The 19,521-nt window shown below is 72.3% G+C and carries 20 protein-coding genes; 9 read left to right on the forward strand and 11 right to left on the reverse strand.

Features of this window, described 5'->3' with window-relative positions; genetic code table 11:
* Window positions 1-6: 6 nt before the first annotated feature.
* Together Q0Z83_RS33270 and Q0Z83_RS33275 are read right to left on the reverse strand one after the other, a co-directional pair.
* On the reverse strand, window positions 7-2,181 hold the full coding sequence (locus Q0Z83_RS33270; protein WP_317787194.1) for a type 1 periplasmic-binding domain-containing protein: 2,175 nt from the start codon (window positions 2,179-2,181) through the stop codon (window positions 7-9).
* Between the two features lie 51 nt (window positions 2,182-2,232).
* Complete coding sequence (locus Q0Z83_RS33275; RefSeq protein WP_317787195.1) at window positions 2,233-2,838, reverse strand: MBL fold metallo-hydrolase; 606 nt, start codon at window positions 2,836-2,838, stop codon at window positions 2,233-2,235.
* A gap of 49 nt (window positions 2,839-2,887) precedes the next feature.
* Here Q0Z83_RS33275 and Q0Z83_RS33280 point away from each other — a divergent pair, with 49 nt between their 5' ends.
* A complete protein-coding gene (locus Q0Z83_RS33280) occupies window positions 2,888-3,457 on the forward strand; it encodes a SigE family RNA polymerase sigma factor (protein WP_317787196.1) in 570 nt (189 codons plus the stop codon).
* Window positions 3,454-4,434, forward strand: a complete 981-nt coding sequence (locus Q0Z83_RS33285; protein ID WP_317787197.1) for a hypothetical protein — start codon at window positions 3,454-3,456, stop codon at window positions 4,432-4,434. The genes Q0Z83_RS33280 and Q0Z83_RS33285 overlap by 4 nt, the downstream gene beginning before the upstream one ends.
* Here the strand turns inward: Q0Z83_RS33285 and Q0Z83_RS33290 are convergent, their stop codons facing one another.
* Window positions 4,435-4,875: a hypothetical protein gene (locus Q0Z83_RS33290; RefSeq protein ID WP_317787198.1), complete on the reverse strand. Its 441-nt coding sequence runs from the start codon at window positions 4,873-4,875 to the stop codon at window positions 4,435-4,437. It lies immediately after the preceding gene.
* A gap of 101 nt (window positions 4,876-4,976) precedes the next feature.
* On the opposite strand from Q0Z83_RS33290, the gene Q0Z83_RS33295 reads away from it, so the two are divergent.
* Together Q0Z83_RS33295 and Q0Z83_RS33300 are read left to right on the forward strand one after the other, a co-directional pair.
* Window positions 4,977-5,657, forward strand: a complete 681-nt coding sequence (locus Q0Z83_RS33295) for a response regulator transcription factor (protein WP_317787199.1) — start codon at window positions 4,977-4,979, stop codon at window positions 5,655-5,657.
* Window positions 5,654-6,916: a sensor histidine kinase gene (locus tag Q0Z83_RS33300; protein ID WP_317787200.1), complete on the forward strand. Its 1,263-nt coding sequence runs from the start codon at window positions 5,654-5,656 to the stop codon at window positions 6,914-6,916. The genes Q0Z83_RS33295 and Q0Z83_RS33300 overlap by 4 nt, the downstream gene beginning before the upstream one ends.
* Window positions 6,917-6,994: 78 nt before the next feature.
* On the opposite strand, the gene Q0Z83_RS33305 is transcribed toward Q0Z83_RS33300, so the two are convergent.
* Window positions 6,995-7,702, reverse strand: a complete 708-nt coding sequence (locus Q0Z83_RS33305; RefSeq protein ID WP_317787201.1) for a PepSY domain-containing protein — start codon at window positions 7,700-7,702, stop codon at window positions 6,995-6,997.
* An 89-nt stretch (window positions 7,703-7,791) separates the two neighbouring features.
* Window positions 7,792-9,000, reverse strand: coding sequence for an MFS transporter (locus tag Q0Z83_RS33310; protein ID WP_317787202.1), 1,209 nt, complete (start codon window positions 8,998-9,000; stop codon window positions 7,792-7,794).
* A gap of 66 nt (window positions 9,001-9,066) precedes the next feature.
* On the opposite strand from Q0Z83_RS33310, the gene Q0Z83_RS33315 reads away from it, so the two are divergent.
* The 3 genes from Q0Z83_RS33315 to Q0Z83_RS33325 all read left to right on the forward strand — a co-directional run bounded on the left by Q0Z83_RS33315 (window position 9,067) and on the right by Q0Z83_RS33325 (window position 11,402).
* Window positions 9,067-9,657: a DUF4232 domain-containing protein gene (locus tag Q0Z83_RS33315; RefSeq protein WP_317787203.1), complete on the forward strand. Its 591-nt coding sequence runs from the start codon at window positions 9,067-9,069 to the stop codon at window positions 9,655-9,657.
* Between the two features lie 13 nt (window positions 9,658-9,670).
* On the forward strand, window positions 9,671-10,543 hold the full coding sequence (locus tag Q0Z83_RS33320) for a hypothetical protein (protein ID WP_317787204.1): 873 nt from the start codon (window positions 9,671-9,673) through the stop codon (window positions 10,541-10,543).
* Between the two features lie 160 nt (window positions 10,544-10,703).
* On the forward strand, window positions 10,704-11,402 hold the full coding sequence (locus Q0Z83_RS33325; RefSeq protein ID WP_317787205.1) for a hypothetical protein: 699 nt from the start codon (window positions 10,704-10,706) through the stop codon (window positions 11,400-11,402).
* 164 nt (window positions 11,403-11,566) lie between these two features.
* Here Q0Z83_RS33325 and Q0Z83_RS33330 read toward each other — a convergent pair whose 3' ends face one another.
* The 3 genes from Q0Z83_RS33330 to Q0Z83_RS33340 all read right to left on the reverse strand — a co-directional run bounded on the left by Q0Z83_RS33330 (window position 11,567) and on the right by Q0Z83_RS33340 (window position 14,555).
* Entirely contained in the window at window positions 11,567-12,133 is a 567-nt protein-coding gene (locus tag Q0Z83_RS33330) for a hypothetical protein (protein WP_317787206.1), read from the reverse strand.
* Between the two features lie 606 nt (window positions 12,134-12,739).
* The gene (locus tag Q0Z83_RS33335) at window positions 12,740-13,924 is read right to left on the reverse strand and encodes an MFS transporter (RefSeq protein WP_317787207.1); all 1,185 of its coding nucleotides are present in this window, start codon (window positions 13,922-13,924) and stop codon (window positions 12,740-12,742) included.
* Between the two features lie 64 nt (window positions 13,925-13,988).
* A complete protein-coding gene (locus tag Q0Z83_RS33340) occupies window positions 13,989-14,555 on the reverse strand; it encodes an HAD family acid phosphatase (protein WP_317787208.1) in 567 nt (188 codons plus the stop codon).
* Between the two features lie 72 nt (window positions 14,556-14,627).
* Here Q0Z83_RS33340 and Q0Z83_RS33345 point away from each other — a divergent pair, with 72 nt between their 5' ends.
* Window positions 14,628-15,170: an RNA ligase 1 family protein gene (locus Q0Z83_RS33345; RefSeq protein WP_317787209.1), complete on the forward strand. Its 543-nt coding sequence runs from the start codon at window positions 14,628-14,630 to the stop codon at window positions 15,168-15,170.
* On the opposite strand, the gene Q0Z83_RS33350 is transcribed toward Q0Z83_RS33345, so the two are convergent.
* Complete coding sequence (locus Q0Z83_RS33350; protein WP_317787210.1) at window positions 15,148-16,182, reverse strand: lysylphosphatidylglycerol synthase transmembrane domain-containing protein; 1,035 nt, start codon at window positions 16,180-16,182, stop codon at window positions 15,148-15,150. The genes Q0Z83_RS33345 and Q0Z83_RS33350 overlap by 23 nt on opposite strands.
* Window positions 16,183-16,313: 131 nt before the next feature.
* Here Q0Z83_RS33350 and Q0Z83_RS33355 point away from each other — a divergent pair, with 131 nt between their 5' ends.
* Window positions 16,314-16,907, forward strand: a complete 594-nt coding sequence (locus tag Q0Z83_RS33355) for a TetR/AcrR family transcriptional regulator (RefSeq protein ID WP_317787211.1) — start codon at window positions 16,314-16,316, stop codon at window positions 16,905-16,907.
* On the opposite strand, the gene Q0Z83_RS33360 is transcribed toward Q0Z83_RS33355, so the two are convergent.
* On the reverse strand, window positions 16,882-17,538 hold the full coding sequence (locus Q0Z83_RS33360; protein WP_317787212.1) for a response regulator: 657 nt from the start codon (window positions 17,536-17,538) through the stop codon (window positions 16,882-16,884). The genes Q0Z83_RS33355 and Q0Z83_RS33360 overlap by 26 nt on opposite strands.
* The gene (locus tag Q0Z83_RS33365) at window positions 17,538-19,511 is read right to left on the reverse strand and encodes a sensor histidine kinase (protein ID WP_317787213.1); all 1,974 of its coding nucleotides are present in this window, start codon (window positions 19,509-19,511) and stop codon (window positions 17,538-17,540) included. Before Q0Z83_RS33365 ends, Q0Z83_RS33360 begins: the two co-directional genes overlap by 1 nt.
* Window positions 19,512-19,521 lie beyond the last annotated feature (10 nt).

Below are 19,521 nucleotides of genomic sequence, written 5' to 3' on the forward strand. Positions count from 1 at the left end.
GACCGCCTAAGGGGTCTTCTCCTCGGGAAGCAGCAGGGTGGGGCTGGGCCGCTCCCAGACGCGGGCCGGGTCGTTGAGCGGGTCGACGTGCCAGAGCAGCACCGGAACGGTGGCCTCGGCCAGGCGGCCCTCGGTGACCGTGGCGACCGAGCCCTTCGTGGAGAGCTGAAGACCACTGATCTTCAGACCGGCCAGGTATTCGGCGGGCGGCGGCCGATCGTCGCGGCCGATCGCCGGCAGCATCGCGTCGGCGAGCAGCACCGCGTCCCAGGCCGGCAGCAGGAACCCGCCCAGGTCGTTGGGGTGGCAGGGCTGGCTGGTCGACTTGGCGGCGGCGTCCAGGGTGCAGGCGTCGCGCAGTTCGCCACTGGCGGCCGCCTCGGGAGCCCGGTCGGCGCAGGTGAAACGCTCACCCTTCGCCATCCCGAACAGGTCGTGGAAGTGCTCGATCTGCCTGGTCAGGATGTCCAGCGCGGGATCGGTGAGCGCGGAGCAGCCGGGACCGCCGACGTAGTAGTCGACCGGGAAGTCGGCCATGCTCACCGCGCGCATCTGGTAGTTGGCCATGAACCGGCTGACCGAGCCGTCGGCGATCACCAGGCGCGGCCGGGCGTGCCCGCACACCTCCTTGATCCGCTGGACGAAGTCGGCGAAGCGGGTCCAGCGGTCGGCGAAGTAGATGACCGTGGGCAGCCCCGGGGCGCCGGCGCAGATGCTCTCGTCCATCCGCTCCAGGGCCGGCACGTGCCGGGTACTGGCCTTGTCGTTCGGGTCGACCGCGGCCAGCAGGTCGTTGACCAGCGACGTGGTGTAGAAGTCGGTGGCATTGGGCTGCTGGTAGATGTCGAGCCGATAGCCGTCCGGGAACTCGTCGGCCAGGCGTTCCGCGGTGTCCTTCGCGTATTCCAGGTTCGGCGGGGCCAGCTGCAGATAGCCGGCCCGGTCGACGAACGGGCGCCCGGGCGCCCCGAAATCGGCCAGCAGGTTCGGGGCGATGAACGGGATCCCGGCGGCGAGCAGGCTGTCGATCGCGCTCTGCGTGGTGTCCCGGCTGTCACCGCCGCCGATCACCACCAGCCGGTCGCCGAGGGCGTCGCGCTGCTCGATGATCATCTTGGCGATGTCGCCCGCGTGCCGGACGTCCTGGGTGGCGTCCGCGATCACCACGTGCAGACGGTGATCGGTGGTGTCCTCGATGTGTTTCTGCGCGAACAGCATGGCCCGCAACTGGTCCCGCTCGGACGGGTAGTCGCGGCCGTCCGCGCACCCGGTCCCGCCGCCGGGCGGCGGATCACAGGAGAGCGCGCCCAGCCAGACCACTGTCAGGTCACCCTCGGCGAGCGGCTGGTTGGCGTCGAGGATCGCCCGCTCCAGCCTGGTGGTGACCGGGTCACGCCCGAACGCGGTGGCCGCGAACACCCCGGCGTCGGTGGTGTCGAGCAGGCCGTAGCAGCGGCTGCCGTCCGCGGTCGCCCGCAACACGGTGATCCCGGTCGAGGTGGGCAACGTGTAGCAGTCGTGGATGACACCCGGCAGCCAGTCGGCCCGGGTCCAGCCGAGGAACCCGAGCAGCAGAGTCAGCACCGCCAGCACGGCCTGATGCGTGATGGTCAGCGCGGGCTGCTTGAACAGGCCGACCAGCTTGTCCGACACCAGCACCGGCAGGATCACCGCGGCCAGCGACACCGCCAGTGCCCGGGCCTCGGTGCTGCCCTGGAAGAAGGTGGCCACGAAGACCGTCGCGGCGGCGAAGACCACGGCCGTGGTGCCGAGCACCAGGACCAGCCGCAGGTTCGGGCTGAGCAGGGTGGCGATCGCGGCCAGCGCCACGGTCACCAGAATCGTCCAGACCCCGACGTAGCCGGTGATCCCGGCGTGCACGATCAGCACCAGCAGGGCGAGGATCGCAGCCAGCCGGGACCGGGGGCGGTCGGCGATGAAAGCCGGCAGGCCGGGCGCGTCGACAGCCGCGCCGGACAGCGCCGCACGCACCCGGGTGCCCAGCCTCAGCAGCGCCCACAGGGCCACCGCCGAGGCCAGGACCAGCACGATCGACCAGAAACCGGCCGCGCCGGCGAGCAGCGACCGCACCACGATCAGACCGGCCAGCACGACCGCGGCCACCCGGAGGAGCACGTCCGCGGTCAACAGCGAACGCAACAGACGACCACGGTCGGACATCGACGCCCCTCTCCGTCGGCGAGTGCTGCCGATGGTAGGGGGAAGCGTCGACTACAGGCGGGAGGCCTCCGCCTCGATCGTCGTGTCGTCGCCGTGCCCGGTGTGCACCACGGTCGACGGCGGCAACGCGAACAGCCGCTTGCGGATCGAGTCGACGATCAGATCCTTGTCGGAGTAGGAGCGGCCGGTCGCGCCCGGGCCGCCGTTGAACAGGGTGTCACCGGTGAAGACCTGGCCCAGCTCCGCCGAGTACAGGCAGACGGCACCGGGCGCGTGCCCCGGCGTGTGCAGCACCTCCAGCGACGACCCGCCGACCTCGATCCGGGCGCCGTCGGCGAGATCGATGTTCCACCACACGTCCCGGCCGTGGGTCAGCTCCCACAGCGGCCACTCGGCCGGGTGCAGCAGGATCGGCGCACCGGTCCGGTCGCGCAACTCCGGGGCCACCCGGACGTGGTCGTCGTGGGCGTGGGTGCAGACGATCGCGACGAGCCGGCGGTCACCGACCACCGCCAGGATCGCGTCCACGTCGTGCGGGGCGTCGATCACCACACACTCCTCGTCGTCGCCGACCACCCAGATGTTGTTGTCGACGTCGAAGGTCTGACCGTCCAGGCTGAAGGTGCCGGAGACGACACCGTGATCCACACGCAGCATTCTCCGATTGTCCGCTAAGCACTTCGACCATCGGGAGCGTTGTAGGGGCATGTCTGCGAACCATTTTCAACCTGGCATCGAGCCGGAAGGCTCGGGGTCGCTGGAATGCGAACGGCAGGCACGGCCCCGCCATGGTGAAGACAGTTCGTTCGAGGGCTTCGTCGCGGCCCGGTTGGGGGCGCTGCTGCGCTACGCGACCGTGCTCACCTGTGACCCGCATCAGGCCGACGACATCGTCGGCGAGGTGATGGTCCGGGCCGCCGGCCGGTGGCGGCGGATCGCCGCGATGGATCAGCCCGAGGCGTACGTGAAACGCATGGTCCTGAACGAGTTCCTGTCCCTGAGGCGCCGGTGGGGGCGGGTCGTCCCGATGTCGCACGAACAGCTCGACAGCCGGGCCGCCACCGTCGACCCGCTCGCCGAACGGCAGGAACGCGACGAACTGGTCCGCCGGGTGGGTGCGCTGCCGGCCCGCCAGCGGGCGGTGATCGTGCTGCGCTACTTCGAGGGCCACACCTTCGAGGAGATCGCCGAATTGATGGGAAGCCGGGCGTCGACGGTACGGGCACAGGCGTCGACCGCGCTGGCCAAGCTCCGGTGGGAGGCCGAGGTTCGATGAGGGACGAAGACATGCTCCGGGACGCGCTGTCCACGATCGCCGACCGGGCCCACGACCCGGGACCGGTGGCGGCCGGGATCGCGGCCCGCGCCCGCACACACCGACAGCGCCGAGGCCTGCTCGTGGCGTCGGCCGCGGCGGTCACCGGGGTGGTCGGCGCGGTGGCGCTGTGGCCCCGGCGGGACGCCCCGCAGCCGCCGGCCGTGCTCCCCACCCCCTCGTCCGGCCTGCCGATCACCTACCGGCCGACCTGGCTGCCCGAGGGATTCGTCGAGGTCAGCCGCTCCGGCACCGGCCCGACCCGGCAGACCCGCACCTGGCAGCGCGACGACCAGCGGATCCTGCTGTTCCTGGTACCCCGATCGGGCTTCGACGGTGCCGGGTACCGACCGGCCACCCTGGGCGGCCGCCGAGCCTGGGTGCTGCCCGGGCCGGGCAAGGTGTGGGTGGAGGTGGACGGCGGCCTCATGATCAGCGTGTCGGTGCCGCTGTCCGACCCGGACGGCCGGATCGCCCAGCGGATCGCCGCATCGATCGAGCCGGAGCCGGGCGCGGTCGCGGCGGTGTCGCTGTCGTTCGGCTGGCTCCCCTCCCGGTTCACCGGCCCGGCCACCGCCGAACTGAGCGGAACGGCCGGCATGTGGCGTGAGGGCATCAGCGTGGGTGCTCCGCTCGCCATCGTCGAGGCGGAACTGCTCTGGGAATGGTCCACCTCCAAGGGCGATCCCGCGACGATGCGCGGCCGGCCCGGGTCGGTCTACCTCGGCGACCCGAACGTCGGCTGCCCCGATCTCCCCGGCACCGAGCAGACATGTCCGATACTTCCGGCCTTCGCCCGAGTCGAATTCGAGGGCGGTCGCATTCTCCGGGTCAAGATCGGCCGAGGGTACGACGTGAGCCGCGCCGAACTCATCCGGATCATGGACGAGATCGTCCTCGGGCCGGAGCCGGACACCTCCTGGTTGCCCGCGTCCTGATCAGTCGTCGTCGCGGACCCGCAGCTGCGGTACCCCGTCGACGCATCCGGTCAGCTCCACCTTCACCCGGTCCCGGCCGCGGAACGCCCGGAACTCGCCCTCGTCGTCGTCCTGCTCGTGCACCTCGAAGCCCTGTCCCGGCGACATCGACAGGATCCGCCCGCACTCGGCGACCACAGTTCCGCCCGAGGTCCGAAAGGACCGGCTGGTGACCGCCGCCGACGGCTCCTCCGATGGCGCCGTACCGGTCGGCCGGACCGTCTCCGCCAAGGCCCGCCGCACCTCGTCCTCACTGACCGGATCACCCGGCCGGGACGTCAGCAGCCCCGACCCGACCAGGCCGATCCCGACCACGCCGACCATCACCGCGAGGAACGCCGCGACGATCCAGCCGAGGACGATGACCAGGGGAAGCCGGCCCAGCCGGTCGATGAGACGCACCCGGTCACTATCCGCCGCCGGACGCTAAGTCGGGCACCGGACACCGCTAAGGGAAGGTTAAGAACGGCATTTCGGTGCGGTCCAGCGGCTACCGTGCAGCCGTGGCGAGACTCCTGCTCATCGAGGACGACCCGGCGATCCGGACCACCCTGCTACGGGCCCTGCGGGAACGCGGGCACGCGGTGGCCGCGGCCGCCGCGGCGATGGAAGGGTTGCAGACCGCCCTCGCCGAACGGCCCGACCTGATCGTGCTCGACCTCGGCCTGCCCGACCTCGACGGGCGTGAGCTGCTGCGCATGCTGCGTGCGGTCAGCCGCATCCCGGTGATCGTGGCGACCGCCCGCGACGAGGAGACCGAAATGGTCCGACTACTCGACGCGGGCGCCGACGACTACGTGGTGAAACCGTTCACCGCCGCCCAACTCGACGCCCGGATCCGGGCGGTGCTGCGGCGCGGCGGCAGCACCGAGACCTCCCCGGTTCTGGAGGTGGGCGCGCTGCGCATCGATCCGGCCGCCCGCACCGTCACCCTGGACGGGACAGCCGTGGAACTCACCCCGCGCGAGTTCGACCTGCTGCACCACCTCGCGCTGCGGCCCGGGCAGGTGGTCACCAAACGGGAGTTGCTCAGCGAGGTGTGGCAGGTGCCGTACGGCGGAGCCGACAAGACCGTCGACGTGCACCTGTCCTGGCTGCGCCGCAAGCTCGGCGAGACCGCGCAGGAACCCCGCTACCTGCACACCGTCCGCGGGGTCGGCGTCAAACTCAGTGAGCCGGTGTGAGAGCCCGGCTGACGCTGCTGGTCGCGGCGACGACGGTGCTCGTACTGCTGGCCTTCCTGGTGCCGCTCGCCGTGCTGGTCCGGCAGGTCGCCCAGGACCGGGCGCTCGGGCGGGCCGACGACGTGGTCCAGTCGATCGTTCCACTGGCCGCCACCGGGGACATCGGGGCGCTCCGGCTGACCGTGGAGGCGCAGACCGTACCGGTGACCGTCTTCCTGCCGGACGGCACCGTCCTCGGCACACCCGCCACGCCCACCCCGGCCGTCCTCCTCGCCGCCGCCGAACACGGATCGCTGACCGTCACCACCGGCGCCGGCCAGGAACTCGTCGTGCCGGTCGTCGGCGCGAGCGGCGCCACCGTGGTGATCCGCACCCTGGTCACCGACGCCGAACTGACCCGCGGTGTGACCCGCGCCTGGGCCACGCTCGCCGGGCTCGGGCTGACGCTCGTGCTGCTCGGCCTGCTCGTCGCCGATCGGCTGGCCCGTACCATCGTCCGTCCGATCACCGAACTGTCCGCGGTCTCGCACCGGCTCGCCCGGGCCGAGCTCACCGCCCGCGCCGACCCGGCCGGTCCGCCCGAGCTCCGGGAGGTCGCCGGGGCGCTCAACCATCTCGCCGGCCGCATCCAGGACCTGCTCGCCGCCGAACGCGAACGTGTCGCCGATCTGTCCCACCGCCTGCGCACCCCGCTCACCGCGCTACGTCTGGAAGCCGAATCGCTCCGCGACCCGGACGAGTCGGCCCGGGTCGCGGCCGCCGCCGACCAGCTGGCCCGGGCGGTCACCGCGGTCATCCAGCAGACCCGCCGCGCCGACACGCCCGCCGCCGCGGAGGGCTGCGACGCCACCGCGGTGGTCGCGGCGCGGGTCGCCTTCTGGGCGGTCCTCGCCGAGGACACCGGCCGGGCCCTGCACCAGGAACTGCCGTCCGGGCCGACGCCGGTCGCGGTCGCCGCCGACGACCTCGCGGCGGCACTCGACGCGCTGCTCGGCAACGTGTTCGCGCACACCCCGGACGGGACCGCCCTGTCGGTGAGCCTGTCCGCCCGACCCGGCGGCGACGTGTCCCTCACGGTCGCCGACGACGGTCCCGGTTTCCCGGCCGCCCTGCCCACCGGCCGGGGCACCTCCGGCGGCGACTCCACCGGCCTGGGCCTGGACATCGCCCGCCAGATAGCCACGTCCTTCAAGACGAGCCCACCAGGCACCGCAGGCGCCTCGATCCACTTGACCCTCCCCGCACCCCCACCCTCCTGATCGGGACTGGGTGGCCGCAACAGCAAGATCCGGCTCCGCCTGGAAAGCGGGCCGGATCTTGAGGGCTGGATTCAGCTGTCAGTCGTCGCCGCCTCGGCCACGGCCGCCCTTGTCGTCACCGCCTCGGCCGCGGCCACCGTTGTCGTCACCGGCCTTGTCGTCGCTGCCGCGATCCCGCTGACCACCCTTGTCGTCGGTGCCGCGGGCGTGGTGGGTGCTGCTCCTGTCGTCGCTGCCGCGACCTCGGCCCCGGTCGTCGTCGGTGCGGTGTCGGGTCACCTGGCCGGTGGCGGCGTCGATGTCGATGTCGTGCTCGACGCCGCCGACGATCACGTCGACGTCCCAGACAAGGCGGCCGTGCTCGGTCTCCCGCTCGATCGACTCGACCCGGCCGCCGCCGGCCGCCCGGATCGCGATCGTCTTGGCCTGCTCGGCGGTGACCACGGTACCGGCCGTCGCCGACGAGGACGAACCCGCCGAATCATCCCAGGCGGTCGACGCGGACGGGTCGGCCGATCCGGAAGGGCCGGCCGACTCCGAAGGGCTCGCCGACTCGGAAGGGCCGGCCGACTCCGAAGGGCTCGCCGACTCGGAAGGGCTGGCAGACTCCGAAGGGCTCGCCGACTCCGAGGGGCTCGCCGAGTCATCCGCTGGTGACGGGGAGGCCGCGGCGGAGGGGCGGTTGTCGTCGGATCCACCGGAAGCGAGGGCCGCGCCCCCGAATCCCAGCGCCGCCAGCAGGCCCGCGGTCATCATCACCGCGGCGACGTTCTTCTTGACCTTCATCGTGCTCCCCCTCGGGTGTTCGTCCGTCCGGGTGTTCCGGACAGGGAGAACTCTCGCGGGAAGATCACTATGGGCGCGCTGTGTGAAAGTTAAGGCGCGGATAACGCCGCATCGGCCCGACGCTCCAGCCGGGCGAAGATCCACGCGGCGGGCGCCAGCAGACCGGCCGACACCAGCAACGACACCGGGATCGAGGTACGCCCGGCCAGCGCACCGAGCGGCGGCCCGCCCACCACCTGCCCGATCGCGTCGAACTGGCTGTTGACGGAGAGCACGGTGGCCCGCGACGACGACTCGATGCCCCGGTTGAGCCACGCGGATTGCAGCGGCCCGGACAGGGCGCCCGCCGCGTTCCGGGCCCACAACGCGCCGACCGCCACCCACAGCGTCCCGGCCAGAGCGAACACGGCCGCTCCGGCGACCTGGACCAGAGTCAGTACGGCGAGCAGCCGGCCAGGATGGTCGTTTCCGGTCAGACCAGCTCGTTCGCCGGCGTAGTTGGCGGCCAACCCGATCAGCTGGCCGACGATGGCCAGGCCGGCGAACCAGACCGCCGCCGGCAACACGTCCGGAAGCGACGGCAGCAGGTGCGCCGTCCACAACCTGTCGAATGCCTCACCGGACAACCCCACCAGCAGGCTGACCAGCAGGAACGAACGAACCAGCGGCCGCTCGCGAGCCTGTCGCAGCCCGGCCGCCAGGGTGGTCCGCATCAGCCCGAAGGTGAGCCGCCGGTCCGCCGCGGCCGGGGTGAAGTGCGGCTCCCGCATGAGCGCCACCAGGACGAACGCGAGCACGATGTACCCGGCGCCGGCGAGCAGCATCGGCAGCCGCAGATCGACCACGCCGACCGCGCCGGCGGCCACCGAACCGAGGATCATCGCGCCCAGCTCGAGCCGCTCGCCACGCAGGAAAACGTGGGTGAGCTGGTCCTCCCCGACCTCGTCGGCGATCCACGCCTCGATCGCCCCGGACGTGAACGTGTACCCGATCCCCCACACGACCTGCGCCGCGAGAATCCCGCCGAACACCGGAAGACCACCCTGCAGCAGCAGGGAAAGACCGATCAAAAGCAGTCCCAGTTGTACGGACAGAGTCCGCGACCTGGCATCCGCGAGCACACCGGTCGGCACCTCGCCCAGGAAGCAGGTGATCTCCATGACGGTGCCGACGAGCACCAGTTGGACCGGCGACAGCTCGGCCACCCGCACGTGGAAGACGAGCAGCAGCGTGAACGCGAAGGTCCACAGGAAGCCGGACACCGCGGTCAGCAGGTAGTAGACACGCCGCTGACTCAACCGGCACTCACCTCGATGCACGGGGTCACGGCGGACACCGTAATCCGGCTATCCTCCGCGGTACCAATGAATATCCGTCGAAACGTCACGCCACCGCTGCTCGCCGGAGCGCTGCTCACCGCACTGTCGCTCACCGGGTGCGCGGCGCCGGGCGCCACACCCGAGACCGGCCGGTCCACCCCGGCCCGGCCGGCGCCGTCGCCGTCGGTGACCCGCACCGCCGATCCGGTGCCGCGCTGCATCGACGGCCTGGAGATCTCCATCGGTGGTAAGGACGCCGCCTCCGGGCTGCGCGCCGTCGGTCTCGACCTGCGCAACTGCGGCGGGAAGCCGTACCAGATCAAGGGTTATCCGGTGGTGAAGATCCTCGATGAGGATCGGAGACCGCTCGAACTGCGCGTCCTGCACGGCGTCGGCGAGGTCGCCACCCTGCCGCCCTGGCAGGTGGAGCCGAAACAGGTGACGATCGCGCCCGGCGCGTCGGCGACCGCGCTGCTGGTGTGGCGCAACCTGACGACCGACGCCGAGACGGTGGCGGTCGGCCGGTTCGTGCGCGTCGCCCCGGGCGATGGGCGGGCCGAGCACCTGCTCGCCCTGCACGTCGACGCCGGCAACACCGGCGAAGTCGCGATCAGCCCATGGACCGGCGAACCCTGATCGGAGTGCAACCGTGGGCAGCTATGCCGAGCTCGGCGACGCCGTACAACCGGCCGACGAGGAGCAGCACAGCGACCTGACGCCCGGTGAGATCCGGCTACGCCGGTTGCTGGCCGCCGGCGGGGCGATCGCGGTGGTGGTCGGCCTGCTCGTGTTCGTGCCCCGGCTGCTGCGCGACGAGCCGCCACCCCGCTGGGATCCGCCGGACTGGGCGGCGCCGGTGTTCCCGTTCGAGCCGTCCACACCGGCGGGCGCGCCGCGGATCTTCGTCAGCGGCCCGCAGGTGACCGCGGAATTCTCGACCGGCGATCGGATGATCAACGCGACGGTGGCCGGCCGCAGCCCGAAATGGACCATCGACCTCGTCGAGGAACATCCGGCCGACGTCGGCGGGCGACCGGCGACCGTGCGCACCGCGCCGAACGCCGTGGGTGTGGTCTGGCAGCTCCCCGACGGGCGGTGGCTGATGGTCGACGGCAACTCGACCGAGGACGAGATCCTGCGGTTCGCCCGCGGTCTGCGGCCCGGGTCGGTGTCGTCGGCGGCTCCGTTCGGATTCGCCGAGGTGCCGCCCGGTCTCACCCTCCAGCAGCAGAGCCCGTGGATCATGTGCCTGGCGTCGCCGGAGATCGCCGCCGAGGTGGTCCCGCCCTCCGGCATCTGCGCCTATCTACCGAGATTGCCGGACCGGCTCCAGCCGCTCCCGGACGCCGAGCCGGTCACCGTCGGTGGGTCGAACGGGCGCTACCGGAAGAACCGGGACGGCGGCGAGATGCGGGTCGACCTCGGCGACGGCCGGATCCTGGACGTCTACTGGGACCGGACCATCCGCCTGAATCGGGACGGGGTGATCCGGTTCGCCGAGGCGACCGGACTCGCCGGGTAGATGACAGGATGGGCGGGTGGATCTTCGTGTCGAGCCCTGGCCGCGGCCCGCTCATCGCCCTTCCGGCTCCGGCTTATCCGGCTCCGGCACTGGCTCTTCCGGCTCCGGCTCTGGTTCTGGCTCTTCCGGCTCCGGCTCTGGTTCTGGCCGGGAAGCCGCGGTGCTCCTGGTCGTCTTCGCCGTCGACGAGGTGCTGACCGGCCTCGATCTCACCGGCGTGGTTCCGGCCGGGGCGCCTGTCGACGCGCTCGACGTACGCCTGCACCGGCACTCGGAGAACCCGGAGTGGGTCGACGGGTTCCGCAGCGGGCCGTTGCGTGACCTGGCCGCACGCGAGCTCCCCGATCTGCGGCTGATCGACGACGCGACCTGCTGCTACTCGGTTCAGGTGCGCATGCCGGACCCGGCCGACCTGACCCACCTGCAACTCGCCTGGGCGGTGGCCGCGGCCGCGTGCCGGGCCGGAGCCACCGCGGTGCTCGACGTGTTCGCCCACGACTGGTCGCTCGCTTCGTCGATCGCCGGACTGGACCCGAACCGCCCGTTCACGGTACTGCGGGAGATCAGTGTGGTCGCCGAGAGCGACGAGTCTCCCGGCTTCGGGCATGCGGTGCACACTCGGGGCATGCTCAAGTTCGGTCGCCCGGACCTGATCATGGGAGTGCCTCGGGACGAGATCGGCGAGGCCGCCCAGATCCTCAACCAGCTGGCCGGGATGCTGGCCGAGGGGCACGTCCTCGAGCCGGGCCGGCAGCTCCGAATCGACGGCGAACGCACCCTGACCGTCGTCCCCTACCTCCCGGACACCCGAATCCCCGACGTCAAGCTGATCGGCGACGGCCTGCTACTCGAACCCTGACCCGCTCCCGAGGAGACGGCCTGCCACTCGGACCCTGACGCCCTCCCGCGGCGACGGCCTGCCACTCAGACCCTGACGCCCTCCCGCGGCGACGACCTGCCTTTCCCGGCCCGTCCCCGACGGTCGGTCGGTTGCTCTCCCGACTCACGACTGTGGCGACGGGTTCAGGGGCGGCTCCACAGGGTGACGTCGCTGCCCACCGCGATCGCGAGGGTCCGGCCGCTCGGCGAGAATCCGGCCGCCCGCAGCGGCATGTGCTTCGAGTGGTAGACGTGCCACCAGGTCTCCCCGTGTTCCCCCGCCCAGGGGCTCTGCCACGGCGCGGACAGCAGCACCCGGTGGTGCGGCCAGTCCGGCCCGACCACCTCCAGACCCCAGCCGTCCGTCGTCACGGTGTGCAGCCCACCACCGTGCAGCCCGGCCATCCGAACCCGTACCCCGGCCAGCGGCCCGATCCCCGGACAGGTCAATTCCCCATCCGGCCACCCATGCTCGTCATCGTGTTCCCGAGCCACCCGGACACCCCTCGCGTCGAGCAGCCCGAGCCCACTGCCCGAACCCACCAGCAGAAGGTCACGCCCATTGTCCGGGTCACTCGCGAACCCCACTCCGAGCAGCCCGCCGACAGCCACCACGACACGATCGCCCCACGGTTCAGGCGCCCGAGTCTCGGCCGCCGCCAGAAATCGCGCCCGCATCCGGTCCGCGTGTGACCCGGGTTCCTCAGCCATCCGCGGCAGTCTGCCCCACCCGCGCCACCCTTCTCAGGCCACACCCTCCACTCACCGCGGGCCGCACCGCCACCGCAGGCCGCCCTCAAGGCTCCGACCCAGTCCCGCGACCTCGCCGCCGGCAGGGAATTTGCACCGTTTTGCACCATCTTGGCACACAACGCGGCGACGCCCGAACGGCGAACTGCCGGCCCGATCCGTACCACCGACCGGCTGGCGCGGGCGGGCGCCACGAACGGGCGGCGCAGGCGGGCGAGCGGCGCAGGCGGGCGAGCGGCGCAGGCGGGCGAGCGGCGCAGGCGGGCGAGCGGCGCAGGTGGGCGAGCGGCGCAGGTGGGCGAGCGGCGCAGGTGGGCGAGCGGCGCAGGTGGGCGGGCGGCGCAGGCAACGTAGGCGGGCGGCGCGGGCAGGCGCGGGCAGACGGACGGCGCGGGCAGGCGCGGGCAGACGGACGGCGCGGGCAGGCGGCGCGGGCAGGCTCGGGGGCGGCGCGGCGTGTGGGGGAACGGTGAGGGACGCATTCGGCCCGGCGGTCGCTGGTCGGCCGGGACGGTGGGCCTGCGTCGCGGGGACCGGCGGGGCGAAGTGGTGCGGTGGGGAGCGGTGTCAGACGTACGGCCGCGGTGGTGTTATCCAACGATTCAGCAGGTAGGCGGCCAGGAGACCGGAACCACCCACGGTGATGGCCGCCGTGCCGAGAGTGGCCGCCGCGGTGATCGCGCCGATCAGGAGCGGACCGCCGCCCTGGCCGATGTCGGAGCAGAGGCGCCAGGCGCCGAGGAATTCGGCGCGGCCGGATGAGGGTGACGCGTCGGCACCGAGGGTCATGACGAGGCCTGCGCTGAGGCCGTTGCCGAGGCCCATCAGCACTCCGACGGCGGTCAGCCCGGTCGCGCCGCCGGCGAGCGGCAGCAGCAGGTGGGCGAGACCGAGGATGGTCATCGCGGGGACGGCGGCGGCGCGGCGGCCGTAGCGGTCCATCAGCTTGCCGGCGGGGTAGAACAGCAGCATGTCGATGCCGCCGGAGACGCCGTAGATCAGGCCGATCGTCGCCGGTGACAGGCCCAGGGAGACGCCCCACAGGGGCAGGATCGTCTGCCGGGACGCGCGCAGGGCGCCGACCAGGAGGACACCGAATCCGAGGGTTCGCAGGGTGCGCCGGTGGGTGCGGATGACGGTCCACAGGGTGGGTCGTTCGGTGCCGGGCCGCCCCGCCCGGTCGTGCGGGACCGGCGGCAGCACGACGAGGACCACGGTGGCCAGGCTGACTCCGGCGATCGCCACCAGGTAGGCGCCGTCGAGTCCGGCCAGGTGCATGGCGCCGGCGCCGAGGAACGGGCCGGTGAACGTGCCGATCCGGCCCACGCCGCCGAGGGTGGACATGGCGCGGGCGCGGAGTTCGGGGCGGACCGCCTCGGTGAGGTAGGCGTGCCGGGACAGCGCCCACGCCGAACCGCACACGCCGAGGAGGGCGACGGCCGCGCCGAGGAGCAGCACGTTCGCGGCGAACATGCAGGCCAGCAGGGCGGGTACGGCGAGGGCGGACGCGAAGAGCATGGTGCGTCGCTCGCCGACCCGGGAGATCAGCACACCGGCGGGCAGGGAGCCGCTGATCTGGCCGAGCCCGAGGAGTCCGGCGACGACCGCGGCGGCCGCCGGGGACGCGCCGAGGCCGGTGGCGGTGAGCACGATGACCGGGGCGACCGCGCCGATCCCGGTGGAGAAGACCGCGGACGGCAGGTAGACGGTGGGTCCGAGCTGCCGGAGTGTCTGGCCCTCGATCGCGGTCACCAGCGAACGATAACGGGGAGCGCTCGGGCCCGGCGGGGGACCTCCGCCGGGCCCGAGCCGGGGGTTAGTCCAGTTGGCCGTCGTAGTCGGGCAGCTTGAAGGTGCGTTCGGCGTGGCCGCCGCCCAGGTCGGTGGCGCTGTTGCCGACGTTGGCGACGATCGTGTAGCCGCGCTTCTCGATGTCGGTGCGGGCCTTGGTCTTCAGGGTCTGGTTGTCGGAGAAGTCGAAGGTGGGCCGGGTGTAAATGTCGGTCCACTGATAGCCGACGATGCTCAGGTTGAGTTCGGTGGCGCCCTCGATGATCTCCGGCCGGGCGGTCACGAAGAACACCGCCGCCCCGTCCGCGCGGGCCTGCCGGGCGAGCGCGAGCACACTGGGTGTCGCGTCGTACGGCTTGTACCTGCTCTGCAGTGCGGTGTTGTCGATGTCGAGGACGATGGCCGCGCGGATGCCGGCGGCCGGGAGCCGCCCGTCGAGGTAGGCGGCGGCCTGGTCGGTGACGGCCTGCACGTCGGCCAGCCAGGTGGCTCGGGAGGGCAGGGCCGCGGCGTGCGCCGGGGTGGCGGCCACACCGGTGACCAGGGCCGCGGCGACGGTGGTCGCCAGGACGCGGAGGGAGAGGGTTCGCATGCGCCACATTATCGATGATCATAGATGAACGGAACCTGAAATCCGTTTTGTCTCGCTGCGAAGATGACGTTCATGGAGAAGATTCCCACGCTGTTCCAGCGCGACCCGGACGACCGTAAGCGCGTGCTGCCCGAGGCCGACCCCGCCTGCCGGTGGGTCCTCGACGGCGAGGGGATCGCCACCCGCAAATACGACGGAACCTGCGTGCTGCTCGACGCGGACGGCGTCTGGTGGGCGCGGCGCGAGGTCCGACCGGGGCGCACCCGGCCGCCCGGCTACCGGCCGGTGATGACCGACGAGAACACCGGCAAGACCGTCGGCTGGGAACCGATCGAACAGTCCAGCTATGCCCGCTACCACGCCGAGGCGGTCGCCGGGTCGCCGCAGGCCCGGCAGCCCGGCACCTACGAACTCATCGGGGAGAAGATCAACGGCAATCCCGAGGGGGTACGGGGACACCTGCTCGTGGCTCATGCTGAGGCGGAGCGCCTGGAAGTCCCTCGGGACCTGGCCGGACTCCGCGCGTGGCTGCTCGCGCACCCGAAGCAGGAGGGCATCGTCTGGCACCACCCGGACGGCCGCCGCGCCAAGATCAAGTATCGCGACTTCGCTTAGCACCGTCCGTCGGTGGGCGGATGGCCAGGTAGGAGAGCCAGCCGACGCCGATGATGAAGCCGAGTGTGATCAGTCGGTAGAGGACGACCACCGCGATCGCGATCTCGGTGCCGATCCCGCCGGCGATCAGGCCGAGGATCAGGGCGCCGTCGATGATGCCGAGGCCGCCGGGCACGATGGTGATCGTCCCGGCGGCCATCCCCGCACAGAACGCGAGCAGCAACTGCCCGGCGCTGATCGTGCCGCCACCGACGGCGATGCAGCAGAACCACAGGCAGGCCGCGTCGAGCAGCCAGTTCAGCAGGGCGAAGGTGACCGCGCCGGCCCCGTGCCCGGGAGTCAGCCGGGCCGCTCGCAACTGGTCGAAAAAGCCGACGACACGGTCCTGCCCGTGGTCGGCGGGCCGCCGTCGCAGCCGGTTGACCAGGATCAGGACCGGCCGGGTGACGGTGGTCAGGTTCTCCGGGTGGCGGGCCAGCCGGCGAACCCCGATGGTGGCGAGCAGTGCGGCCACGGCCAGGGCGGCGAAGGTGTGCCAATCAGGGGTGCCGTTCGTGGTGACGGCGCTGAACGCGGTGATCACGGCGAGCGCGGCCGCCGACAGGATCCCGGAGAGCGCGATGCACCAGGACGCGACCGCGGGCGAGGCCCCGAACCGGCGCATCTGCCGGTAGTTGAGCGCGGTGGAGAACGCCGGCCCGCCGGGCAGGGTGACGCTGAGCGAGTGGGCGGCATAGGCGAGCGCCGTGTGCCGCAGCATCGACACCCGGACGCCGGCCGAGCGCAGCAGATGGCGCTGCATCCGCGCGTAGGCCTGCATGGCGGCGGTCTCGGCGAGCAGCGCCGCGGCCAGCCAGCCGAGGTGCGGTGTACGCAGGTGGGTGACGGCGTCGGCCAGGGAGCGCCAGCCGAGGACGAGCTCGGCACCGAGGACGGCGGCGACGATCACCCCGACGGCCCAGGGCATCCGGGGCATCCGTCGTGGCGGCGCCTTCTCCACGAGCGTGGTCATGGGTGGTCCCGTACTTGGTAAACAGATGTTGACTTAAAAACCGTACCGGCGTACGGCATATCTGGTCAACAGACGTTTACGTCACATCGACACGCCGGATAAGCTGGCACGACTAAGCGGAAGGGAGGGCTGTGGACGCGACTTCACCGCGCCGCAGGGACGCCACGAAAACCAGGCAGTTGTTGCTGGAGGCGGCCATGCAGCGGTTCACCCGCGACGGCTACGCCGCGACCACGGTGCGCGACATCGCCGACGACGCGGGCGTCAACGTGGCCCTCATCTCGCGCTACTTCAAATCCAAGGAGGGGCTCTTCGAGGCGTGCCTGACCAGCAGCGTCGCCGAGGTCCGGCGGACCACCGGCGACACCCCGCTGAGCCGCACCCCCGAGGTGATCGCCGAGCAGATCGCCGGGCCGTGCACCGAGGGCCTCCCCCACCACCTCGTGCTGCTGCTGCGCTCCTCGGGTGACGAGGCCGTGGACCGGATCCGCCTCGACGTGCTCCGGTCGTATGGTCAGCGGCTGGCCGTCGCCGCCGGGTGGCCTGAGGACGATGAGACGATGCTGCTCCGCGCCCAGATCGTGCTGGCCGCGGCGACCGGGATCGCGCTTCTGCGTACCAAATCGGGCCTTGAGCCGTTGGCGTCGGCGACCGCCGAGGATCTGGTGCCGCCGCTGCGCGATCTGATCGACGCCCTGCTCAAGAAGAGCGGGGACCGGGGCTGACCAGCCCGGTGTCGTAGGCCACGATCGTCGCCTGCACCCGGTCCCGCACCCCGATCTTGCCGAGCAGGGCGTTGACGTGCACCTTCACCGTGCCCGTGGTGATGCCGAGCTGGACCCCGATCTCGGCGTTGGACAGGCCCCGCGCGACGGCGATCAACACGTCCCGCTCGCGCGGGGTGAGCGCCTCGATGCGCGGGTCCGCCTCCGGCACGGCCGAGACCGCGCCCGATGCGAAGGCGTCGATCAGGCTGCGGGTCACCGCCGGGCTGAGCATGGCGTCACCGGCCGCGACGGTACGGACGGCGGCCACCAGTTCGGCCGGCTCGGAGTCCTTCAGCAGGAACCCGGACGCGCCGGCCCGGAGTGCCTGGAAGACGTACGCGTCGTGGTGGAACGTGGTGAGCACGAGCACCCGCGGCGGATGGGGGCCGGAGGTGAGCCGGGCCGTCGCGGTGAGCCCGTCGACCCCGGGCATCCGGATGTCCATCAGGATCACGTCCGGCCGCAGCGTGCCCGCCAACTCGACCGCGGCCGCACCGTCACCCGCCTCGCCGACCACCTCGAGGCCGGGTTGCGAGCCGACGATGGCGGCCAGGCCGGCCCGGACCATCACCTGGTCGTCCACGACCATCACTCGGACCGTGATGACGTCACCTCCGGTGTAGGAGCTGTCTCCGCCCGGCCACCCAGGCCGTCCAGCAACGATCGCATCGCGGTGAGGGCCCGGCGAGCCGCGGCCAGCACCCCGGACAGGTCGCCCCGCTCGGCCGCACCGGGCACCTCGGCGGCGTGCCGCAGCACGTCCTCGTGCAGGCCGTTGGCGATCCGGTGCCGTTCCAGCAGGGCCTGGAAGGCGGCCTGTTCCAGCTCGTTGGCCAGCCCGTCGGCCTCCCGCTCACGCAGCCGGTCCCGGCGTCGGCGGCCCGCGAAGCCGAACCCCCAGCAGGCCCCGACCGGAATCGCGAACAGCACCGCGATCAGCGGCGTCATCACGGTCACGAACGCCACCCGCTCGCCCGCCCCGCTCAGCGCGACCTCCTTGTCGGAGTCGTCGACGGCCAGCAGCACGGCCGTCACGAACGCGAGCGCCCCGGCACCGGCCGGCACCGTTAGCCAACTCAGGCCGGGCCGGTCGCCGCGGGCCGCCACCGCGTGCACCGCCGCGAAATCGACCACACAGCCGAGCAGGAGCAGGTAACCGTACTGGGCGGGAACCGGGCCGGGCACGACCAGCAGCGGGCCGAGCAGACCGGTGAGCACCACCGCGGCGAACGCCCACCACGCGGTCCGCCGCCGCCACAACAGCGGGACGGCGTGCACGACCTGGGCCAGCAGGATCAGCGCCACCGCCGTCCGGGGCAGGCCGTCCTCGTCGGCGAGGGTCATGATGCCGGCCTGGACCAGGATCAACAGAAAGACCAGAGCGGCCGAGGCCGCGAGCGGACCCCGCAACCAGGGGTACGCCGTACGCACGGTCCCGCCCTCGCCCGGCAGCACGACGTGCACCCGCCAGCCGCCGCCCTCGCGGGGCCCGGCCGTGCAGTCCCCGCCGAGCGACTGGGCCCGCTCCCGCATCCCGCTCACCCCGCGCCCACCGCCGAGCCCGGTGACCTGCGCGGCCCCGCCGTCGTCCTCGATCAGCAGCTCGGCCGTGGTGTATCGGACGAGCACGTGACCGCCCGGCGCATACCGCAGGGTGTTGGTCAGCGCCTCGCGGACGATGCCGTAGATCGCCGCGGCCCGCTCCGGTGGCGGATCGCCGTCCGGAAGGTCGACGGTGATCCGCTGCCCGAGCGCCCGGAAGCCGTCGGCCAGGTCACCGAGCGACGGGGTGTCGTCGCGGCCCGCGGTGACCGGCAGGATCGCGACCAGCCGGCGCAGCGCGTCGAGCGTCTCCCGCCCGGTGCGGGCCGCGAAGTCCAACGCCTCGGCCCGCAGCTCAGGCCGCTGGTCTCCGAGCATCTCGGCGGCCGACGAGTTGACCACGATCGAGGTGAGGTGGTGTGCGGTGACATCGTGCAGCTCGCGCGCGAGGCGGCGGCGCTCGGTGTCGGCGGCCCCGAGCCCGGCCTGCCGTGCGGCGTCCAACCGGCGGGCCGCCTCGGCGCGCTCGGCGTGGAACCGCCGCCGGCGGCGGCCGAACAGGACGATCAGGCCGCAGATCAGGACCCCGAGGGCGAGCGCCTGCGCCTGGTGGGTCCAGTCGACGCCCGGCTCCCCGTCCTGGACGATCGACGCGAGGGTCTGCTCGGCGACGGTGCCCGCCAACGCGGCCGGCAGCAGCCGGGTCGGGGCGTGCACGGCGACGCTGAAGAGCGCGACGAACGGGGTGATCGCGAGGATCACCAGGGCGTCGCCGACCTCGATCCACTGCGCGTCGACCGGCGCGCCGAGAACCGCGATGACATCGCCGGCCAGCACCACGGCCAACGCGGTGATCGGTTTCTCCCGGCGCGGGACGAGCCCGGCCCCGGCGAGCAGACACGCGGCGACGACCACGAAGGCGGCCAGTGGTCCCACCGGATCGCCGCCGATCCACGGCAGCAACGGCCAGAAGAGGAGCTGACCCGCGACGAGAAGCCCGGGGACGGTCCATCTGGCCATGACCCGGAAC

This window comes from Actinoplanes sichuanensis (assembly GCF_033097365.1).
Taxonomy (GTDB): domain Bacteria; phylum Actinomycetota; class Actinomycetes; order Mycobacteriales; family Micromonosporaceae; genus Actinoplanes; species Actinoplanes sichuanensis.

Excerpts from the sequence above, each read along its gene's own strand:
- Q0Z83_RS33330 (WP_317787206.1), bottom strand. The coding sequence starts at position 12,133 with ATGGCTGAGGAACCCGGGTCACACGCGGACCGGATGCGGGCGCGATTT.
- Q0Z83_RS33280 (WP_317787196.1), top strand. The coding sequence starts at position 2,888 with ATGTCTGCGAACCATTTTCAACCTGGCATCGAGCCGGAAGGCTCGGGG.
- Q0Z83_RS33315 (WP_317787203.1), top strand. The coding sequence starts at position 9,067 with ATGAATATCCGTCGAAACGTCACGCCACCGCTGCTCGCCGGAGCGCTG.
- Q0Z83_RS33275 (WP_317787195.1), bottom strand. The coding sequence starts at position 2,838 with ATGCTGCGTGTGGATCACGGTGTCGTCTCCGGCACCTTCAGCCTGGAC.
- Q0Z83_RS33270 (WP_317787194.1), bottom strand. The coding sequence starts at position 2,181 with ATGTCCGACCGTGGTCGTCTGTTGCGTTCGCTGTTGACCGCGGACGTG.
- Q0Z83_RS33350 (WP_317787210.1), bottom strand. The coding sequence starts at position 16,182 with ATGACCACGCTCGTGGAGAAGGCGCCGCCACGACGGATGCCCCGGATG.
- Q0Z83_RS33360 (WP_317787212.1), bottom strand. The coding sequence starts at position 17,538 with ATGGTCGTGGACGACCAGGTGATGGTCCGGGCCGGCCTGGCCGCCATC.
- Q0Z83_RS33340 (WP_317787208.1), bottom strand. The coding sequence starts at position 14,555 with ATGCGAACCCTCTCCCTCCGCGTCCTGGCGACCACCGTCGCCGCGGCC.
- Q0Z83_RS33365 (WP_317787213.1), bottom strand. The coding sequence starts at position 19,511 with ATGGCCAGATGGACCGTCCCCGGGCTTCTCGTCGCGGGTCAGCTCCTC.
- Q0Z83_RS33345 (WP_317787209.1), top strand. The coding sequence starts at position 14,628 with ATGGAGAAGATTCCCACGCTGTTCCAGCGCGACCCGGACGACCGTAAG.
- Q0Z83_RS33285 (WP_317787197.1), top strand. The coding sequence starts at position 3,454 with ATGAGGGACGAAGACATGCTCCGGGACGCGCTGTCCACGATCGCCGAC.
- Q0Z83_RS33305 (WP_317787201.1), bottom strand. The coding sequence starts at position 7,702 with ATGAAGGTCAAGAAGAACGTCGCCGCGGTGATGATGACCGCGGGCCTG.